The organism is Corallococcus terminator (genome assembly GCF_003611635.1).
Lineage (GTDB): Bacteria > Myxococcota > Myxococcia > Myxococcales > Myxococcaceae > Corallococcus > Corallococcus terminator.
Map to the genome: position 1 here is coordinate 38,840 of NZ_RAVZ01000027.1, position 7,151 is coordinate 45,990.

The following is a 7,151-nucleotide window of genomic DNA, read 5'->3' on the forward strand; positions in this document are numbered from 1 at the left end:
GTGAGGCAAGGCGCAGCGGGGGGATGGAGGGTTCAGCCGGTGGGGACCGGCGTGCGGCGAACCGGCCACCTCGTGCGGCGAACGGGCCGCGCGGCTGGCACGGTGTCCGTGCCGCGAGCCTCGCGGCTCAGCGCAGGTGCTGGAACTTCTCGCGGTGGCTGCGAGCGACGCGCAACTCCGCTCCGCCGGTGAGCACCACGACGAGTTCCCTGCGGCCCTCGCTGCGCAGCTCGCGGATGCGGCGCGAGTTGACGATGGCCGAGCGGTGGATGCGCATGAAGCGCTCCGGATCCAGGCGTGCCTCCAGGCTCTGCATCGTCTCGCGGTGGAGGTAGGCCTTCCCGCCCGCGTGAATCTGCACGTAGTAGTCGGCGGCCTCGATGTATTCGATTTCGTCCACGTCGAGGAACACCACGCGACCCGTGTCCCGGATGGCGAGCCGGCGCACCCAGGACTCCGTCGGGGTGGAAGGGGTCGCCGGGGCGGGAGTGCCGTCACGCTCGCCGTAGGTGGAGAGCACGGACATCAGCCGCTGGCTGAGGTCGGACATGCGCGTCAGGCGGATCTGCGCCTTGGCGCGGCCGATGGCGTCGTGGAAGCGGTCGTCACGGAAGGGCTTGAGCAGGTAGTCGAGCGCGTGGATGTCGAAGGCGCGCAGGGCGTACTGGTCGTACGCGGTGACGAAGATGATGGCTGGCACCTCGTCAGGGCCCAGGCGGGCGAGCACCTCGAAGCCGTTGAGCTCCGGCATCTGGACATCGAGCAGGACGAGGTCCGGCCGCTGTTCGCGGATGAGGCGCACGGCATCCGGTCCGTTGCCGGCCTCGCCCACCACGAGGATTTCGGGGTCCGTGGCCAGCAGCAGGCGCAGGCCCTCACGGGCCAGGGGCTCGTCATCCACGATGAGCGTGCGGATGGCGGCGGCGGTGTTCATGTCCCGAGCGCCTCCGCCAGGGCGGCCTGGAAGGGCAGCTCCAGGCGGGCGCGCACACCGCCCCCCGCGCGGTTCTCCAGCGTGAAGGCGTGGCGGTCCGCGTAGAGCTGGTGCAGGCGGGCGCGCACATTGGCGACGCCGATGCAGCCGTCACGGCGGTCCCAGCCGGGGACAAGCCCGGGGCCGTCGTCGAGCACCTCCAGCACCAGCCGCGCACCTTCGCGCGAGGCGCGCAGCTCCACGCGTCCCGCGCCGGAGCGGGTGGCCAGGCCGTGCTTGATGGCGTTCTCCACCAGCGGCTGGAGGATGAGGCTGGGCACGAGCGCGCCAAGCGTCGCGGGGTCGATGGCGCGGACCACCTGGAGCCGGTCCTGGAAGCGGGTCTGCTCGATGTCGAGGTAGCGCTCCAGGAAGTCGAGGTCCTCGTGGAAGGGGACGTGCTGGCGGCCGGTGTTGTGGAGGGCCATGCGCAGCAGCTCGCTGACGCCGGTGAGCATCCGGATGGAGCCGACAGTGTCCTGCTTTCGCACGAGGACGGAGATGGCGTTGAGCGTGTTGAAGAGGAAGTGCGGGTGGAGCTGGGCGCGCAGGGCTTCGAGCTGGGCCTGGGCCAGGCGCGTCTCCAACTGGGACTGGGCCAGCTCTCCCTCGCGGTAGCGGCGGTGGTAGTCGACGGCGTAGCCGATGGAGAGGATGCCGCCGTAGATGAGCAGGCTCAGGACGCTGTACTTGGCCATCATCAGGGGCAGCATCTGGCCCAGTGAGTTCTCGCTGAGCCACTGCTCCCCCGTCGCCCGGGCGAGGATGTAGATGAGCGACACGTAGGGAACCATCACCGCGACGAGGGCGGTCAGGTGGGCCGCGAGGCCGCGGGGCCACACGCCGCGCTCCAGGCGAAAGCGCCGTCCAAGCGCGAGGATGAGCGGGGTGGCCAAAGCCCAGTACTGCCAGGGCGGCACCTGCATCAGCAGCGCCCTGGCGAAGGGGTAGGTGGAGTCCTTGGCCTGGGCAAAGAACCAGGTGTGGCTCGCGGTGACGATGCCTGGCACGGCAAAGACGAGCATCAACAACGGCAGGCGGCGCGCCAGCGGAAGCAGCGCTGACGCGAAGGGCTCCGGCCGGAGTGTCGCGGAGGACAGCGGGACGGAGCTCGCGACGGGAGAGGTGGAATCCACGGGCCGTGGACTCTACGCCCGAACCGGGGGCCACTTCCGAACGGGAGCAGCCAAAGGGCCCCGGGGTGCAGCGAACGGGCCTGCCCTCTCCTGCTCCCTCCCTCCGCTCAGCTGAACACCGTGTTCAGGTTCAGCGGGCCAGCGGGGACGCCCACATCACGGCCGGCCGGGTCATCCGACGGCGTCTGCCAGGCATTGGCCTCCGTCACGGTGTGGCCATTGGCCTCGTTCGAGATGGACATCTTGCCATTGTGGCCCGCGGGGCTGATCTGGCTCGTGTCGTAGCCGCTCCAGCCCGTGCCGGCGTTCGCGAACGTCGCCTCACCCCAGGTCTGACCGGAGTTCGCGTTCGGCTTCGCCGAGCCATCCTTCGAGACACACCACGCCACGCTGCTGTTGGTGTCGAACGCCACGACCTTCGACTCGCCGGGCTGCAACGTGAACGTCTTCGGGGTGCTCTTGTCGAAGTGCTGCCCGTCGTTCGGGCCGCCCTTCTCCCCCGTCTTGTTCCAGAGCGTCACGGTCTGCGGCTGGTTCGTCTTGTTGGCGAACGTGTTCGTGTACTTGTAGTCGCCCTTCTTGCTCGGGTCGATGACCAGCATGTTGCTGTTGTACGGCGAGCCGACGTTGTTGCGCGCCAGCCACGGCTCACTCGCGCTCACCTGTTCGGTGGACCCGGCGGACGGCGCGCCGAAACCAGGACCCGCGTCACTGGTGCGGTTGGAGTGCATCGCGTCCACCGCGCCGCTGGCCTTGCTCGCCACGGGCGCCGCGCCCTGGGTCGGGGCCGCGTCGGAGACCGCGGGAGCACCTTGGATGGCGGGGGCCATCCCCTCTTCCGCATCACCCAGGCTGGGCGCCAGTTCCTGTGCCCCGAGGCCCAGGTCGCCACCGCCCTGCCCTCCCGCCCCTTGCGCCTCCAGCGCCTTCGCCAACTGCACGAGCCCGCCAAGCAACTGCGAAAGCGGCCCCTGCGCCTTCTCCAGGCCTCCCAACGCGCTCGGGCCCTGTTCGAAGGAGTCCGTCATCAGCTTGCGCAACAGGTCGTTCCCGGGCTGCGTCGCCTGGGTGCTCTTCACGCTCTCCGCCGGTGAGGTGACCGGCGTGAAGTTGTTGGAGCGGCTCGTGGAGGGAGCGGAGAGCGACGAGCGGTTGAGGAGCGAGATGGACATTTCAGACCCAGGGGAAGGGCGAGCCCTGAAAGCAGCACCAGGACCGCCGTTGCGCGGCTTGCCTGGACCTAGAGCACGGCACATGCCAACGCCCTGCCCCCTCCCCTCGCCGGTCCTCCACGCGGAAGATCAGGCACTTGGGACGAGCGCTCCCGCCCCCGGTGGCGCTTCGCACGATGACGGCGAGCACCACCTGATGACAGCGGTCACCAGTCCCCTCCCGTTGGCGGAGCGCCCGGGAGACACCGTCACAGCGCCCCCGGCTCAGGACTCACGGCTCAGCCGGTCCACCCGGCTCAGCAATGAGGGCATGCGCCAGGCGCCGTGCATCCGCCGGATGTGCTCCGCGGCGGTCGCGGTCTCCATCCCGATGGCGGTGATGAGCAGGGGCCGCAGGCTCTGGCCGCGCACGATGGGCAGGGCCGGCCCGGTGGTGACATAGGGCGTCTTGGCCACGCCGATGACGGGCACCGCGCGACAGAGGGCCTCATACAGGTGGGCGCCCAGGCCCGGCTTGTCCTCCCCGAGCCACACGTAGCCATCCACCACGATGGCCTCCAGCGGCTCCTGCACCCCGGAGAGCACGCGCAGCAGGTGCGGCAGCTCGCGGCGGTAGAACTGGCCGGGCTCGTAGGGCGCCGCCACCGGGCCATGCTCCACCAGGTGCCCAGCCTCCGTGGAGTCCGTCCAGGCACGGAAGAGGACACACGCGGCCACGGTGAGGTCCGGTCGGTAGTCCACATCCACGCAGGCGAGCATCGCTTCTCCTCCGGGCTGGAGCCCGGGTCCTGGGGACCCAGCGTAGGCCATGCGCACCGCCCCCGCGAGACCGGCCGGCCTCCCAGCCCCAGGCCGGGGCCTGCTTCAAGGGGGCGTGGACTTCGCCCCGACGGCCGCGGCACCCAGCGGAAAGCCGCGCTCCCGCATCAGCGCCCCAAGGCCCGCGTCCCGGCCCCGGAAGGCGCGATACCCCTCGAACGGGTCGACGGTGTTGCCCACGGAGAACACGTTCGCGCGCAGCCTCGCCGCCACCTTCGCGTCGTAGGGCCCTCCCGCCTCGGTGAAGGCCTCGAAGGCGTCCGCGGCCAGCATGTCCGCCCACAGGTAGCGGTAGTAGCCCGCCGAGTAGGCATTGCTCGCGAAGACGTGCCCGAAGTGGGGCATGCGAAAGCGCAGGCCCACCGCCTCCGGTGCGCCCAGGCGCTGGAGCGCTTCCCGCTCGAACGCGTCCGGATCCACGGGCTTGTCGCCTTCCAGGTGCAGCTTCATCTCCACCAGGGCCGAGGTCAGGAAGTCCACCGTGTAGAAGCCCTGGTTGAACGTCGCGGCCCTCTGGAGTTTCGCCACGAGCGCCGCGGGCATCGGCCTGCCCGTCTGGTGATGCAGCGCGAAGCGGCCCAGCACCTCGGGCGTCCCCAGCCAATGCTCCATCAGCTTCGAGGGGAACTCGGCGTAATCCGTCACCACCCGCCCCCCGGAGAGCGACGGGTACGCCACATTCGAACCCAGCACATGCAGCGCGTGACCGAACTCGTGGAAGAGCGTCTGGGCGTCACGCCAGCCGAGCAACGCGGGCACTCCGGGGGCCGGCTTCACGAAGGGCGTGTTGTTCGTGACGAGGGCCGTCACCTCGCCCCGGAACCGCTCCTGGATGCGGTACGGGTCCGTCTGCCCTCCGTTGTACTTGCCCGGCCTGGCGTACGGGTCGAAGTACCAGTAGCCCACGTGCCGGCCGCTCGCGCGTTCCTTGACCTCGAAGACCCGCACGTCCGGGTGATACACGGGCACGTCCTTCGCGGGCAGGAAGTCGAAGCCAAACAGCTCGCCCGCCATCCAGAACATGCCCTCGCGCAGCTTTTCGAGCTGCATGTATGGCTTCACCTCGCTGTCGTCCACGTCGTACTTCGCCTTGCGCACCTTCTCCGCGTAGTAGCGGTAGTCCCAGGGGGCGATGTCCTCCTTCTGGCCCGCTCGGCGCGCCAGCTTCCGCATCGCGGCCACCTCCTCGCGCACCCGCGCCACCGCGGGCTTCCACATCTGTTCCATCAACCGCATCGCCCGCTCGGGCGTCTTCACCATCGTGGGCTCGAGCTTGCGGTGCGCGTGGGTGGGGTAGCCCAGGAGCCGTGCCTCCTCGGCGCGCAATGCGAGGATCTCCGTGATGATCCGGTTGTTGTCGTGTGCATCGCCGTGGTCGCCCCGGCTGTCGTAGCTGCGCCACACCTTCTCGCGCAGCTCCCTCCGGTCTGAATACGTGAGGAAGTCCGCCACCGCCGAACGCGTGTTGGCCACGGCGCAGCGCCCCTGCTTCCCCTGGGAGGCCGCCTCGGTGGCCAGCGCCCTTCGCATCGACTCCGGCAGACCTCCCAGGTCCGCTTCGCAGTCGAGCAGGACGGAGCGCGCCTCGTCGGCGAGCACGTTCTGCGCGAACGTCGTGTAGAGCGTGGCGAGCCGCTGGTTGGTCTCCGCCAGCCGCTTGCGCCCCGCTTCCTCCAGCAGCGCTCCGGAGCGCACGAAGCCCTGGTAGGTCACCCAGACGAGGCGCCGCTGCTCCGGCGTCCACTTCGACGCCTCTGGCGAAGCCTGGACGGCCTGGATGCGCTGGAAGAGCACCGGGTTCTGGGGCGCCTCGTCCCAGAACGCCGCCAGCCGTGGCGCCATCTCGCGCTCCACCGCCTGGAAGTCCGGCGTGTTCATCACCGAGGACCAGGCGTTGTAGACCTCATGGACCTGGGTGAACGCGCGCCCCGCGTCCTCCAGCGCAACCACGGTGTTCTCCAGGGTCGGCGCCTCCTTCGAAGCGACGATGGCGGCGACCTGCTGCCGGTACCGGGTCATCCCCTCCTCCAGTGCCGGCTGGAACTGTTCGACCTTCACCCGGTCGAAGGGGGGCACCCCTCCGTGCGGCCCGGACCAGGGCTCGAGCAGCGGATTCGACATCACGAGCGCGACGACCGTCGGGATTCCGTAGAATGTCATCCAGACAGAATAGAAGTCGGCTGTTTCCCACTCCATCGAATGAAATTCGCAACGGAGCCCTGGATGCCCTCCCTCGACCGAATCGATCGCGCCATCCTGGGCGCGCTCCAGAACAATGCGCGGCTGTCCAACAAGGAACTCGCGGCTCGGGTGGGGCTCGCGCCCTCGTCGTGCCTCACGCGCGTGCGGAAGCTGGAGTCGGAGGGCATCATCAAGGGCTACGGCGCGGACCTGGATGCGCGCGCGCTGGGACTCGGTCTCCAGGCGCTCATCGCGGTGCAGCTCCGGCTCCACGTCGGCGAGGCCTTCGGCAGCATTGGCGACCACCTGCGCTCACTGCCTGAGACGGTGGCCGTCTACTGCCTGGGGGGCACCACGGACTTCCTCGTGCACGTGGTGTGTCGGGACACCGAACACCTCCGGATCCTCACGAACCGCTCCTTCACCAACCGTCCCGAGGTCAGCCGCATCGAGACGTCGCTGGTCTTCTCGTTCGCCCGCTCGGGACTGCCGGTCGACGCGGCGGAATAGGCGCCCACCGCGGGCCCCAGCCGGGTGAAGCCGTCCGTCCTCCTGGAAAAACATACGCGAATGTGGGCCTCTCCTCCTGAACCCATACACGCCAGGCGGACCGCCTGCACCCGGAGTCATCCCCGGGCTGACTGTCCGCCCGGGCGTGCGACAGGGCCCTCCAGTTTCCGCTGGACAATTCCTCGCACTTGATACCCAACCCGTGAGGTAGCAAAAAAATCGCATTTTCAAGAGCGCAAACCCGGGGCGGTTCGGCTAGACGGCTGCGCAATCCCTGACACGGCTGCGCAACCAGCGCTCTTGAGTGCCCACGATGCATGCCTCGCCCTCTGCCCCGTCCCCTGAAGTGCCCCTCTCCGC

The 7,151-nt window shown here is 69.3% G+C and carries 6 protein-coding genes; 1 reads left to right on the plus strand and 5 read right to left on the minus strand.

The features are described 5' to 3' along the window. Nucleotides 1–127: 127 nt before the first annotated feature. The 5 genes from D7V88_RS06535 to D7V88_RS06555 all read right to left on the minus strand — a co-directional run bounded on the left by D7V88_RS06535 (nt 128) and on the right by D7V88_RS06555 (nt 6,260). Nucleotides 128–934, minus strand: coding sequence for a LytR/AlgR family response regulator transcription factor (locus tag D7V88_RS06535; RefSeq protein WP_120539736.1), 807 nt, complete (start codon nt 932–934; stop codon nt 128–130). Next, on the minus strand, nt 931–2,109 hold the full coding sequence (locus tag D7V88_RS06540) for a sensor histidine kinase (protein ID WP_120539737.1): 1,179 nt from the start codon (nt 2,107–2,109) through the stop codon (nt 931–933). Before D7V88_RS06540 ends, D7V88_RS06535 begins: the two co-directional genes overlap by 4 nt. Nucleotides 2,110–2,216: 107 nt before the next feature. Next, nucleotides 2,217–3,281: a hypothetical protein gene (locus tag D7V88_RS06545; RefSeq protein WP_120539738.1), complete on the minus strand. Its 1,065-nt coding sequence runs from the start codon at nt 3,279–3,281 to the stop codon at nt 2,217–2,219. A gap of 264 nt (nt 3,282–3,545) precedes the next feature. After that, the gene (locus D7V88_RS06550; protein WP_120539739.1) at nt 3,546–4,040 is read right to left on the minus strand and encodes an endonuclease V; all 495 of its coding nucleotides are present in this window, start codon (nt 4,038–4,040) and stop codon (nt 3,546–3,548) included. Between the two features lie 105 nt (nt 4,041–4,145). Continuing rightward, the gene (locus tag D7V88_RS06555; protein ID WP_244238023.1) at nt 4,146–6,260 is read right to left on the minus strand and encodes a M3 family metallopeptidase; all 2,115 of its coding nucleotides are present in this window, start codon (nt 6,258–6,260) and stop codon (nt 4,146–4,148) included. A 63-nt stretch (nt 6,261–6,323) separates the two neighbouring features. Between D7V88_RS06555 and D7V88_RS06560 the strand changes: the two genes are divergently transcribed. Continuing rightward, nucleotides 6,324–6,791, plus strand: coding sequence for an Lrp/AsnC family transcriptional regulator (locus D7V88_RS06560; protein ID WP_120539741.1), 468 nt, complete (start codon nt 6,324–6,326; stop codon nt 6,789–6,791). The last annotated feature ends 360 nt before the right edge of the window (nt 6,792–7,151 follow it).

Coding starts and splice junctions, on each gene's coding strand:
- D7V88_RS06535 (WP_120539736.1), bottom strand. CDS start 934: ATGAACACCGCCGCCGCCATCCGCACGCTCATCGTGGATGACGAGCCC.
- D7V88_RS06545 (WP_120539738.1), bottom strand. CDS start 3,281: ATGTCCATCTCGCTCCTCAACCGCTCGTCGCTCTCCGCTCCCTCCACG.
- D7V88_RS06550 (WP_120539739.1), bottom strand. CDS start 4,040: ATGCTCGCCTGCGTGGATGTGGACTACCGACCGGACCTCACCGTGGCC.
- D7V88_RS06555 (WP_244238023.1), bottom strand. CDS start 6,260: ATGACATTCTACGGAATCCCGACGGTCGTCGCGCTCGTGATGTCGAAT.
- D7V88_RS06560 (WP_120539741.1), top strand. CDS start 6,324: ATGCCCTCCCTCGACCGAATCGATCGCGCCATCCTGGGCGCGCTCCAG.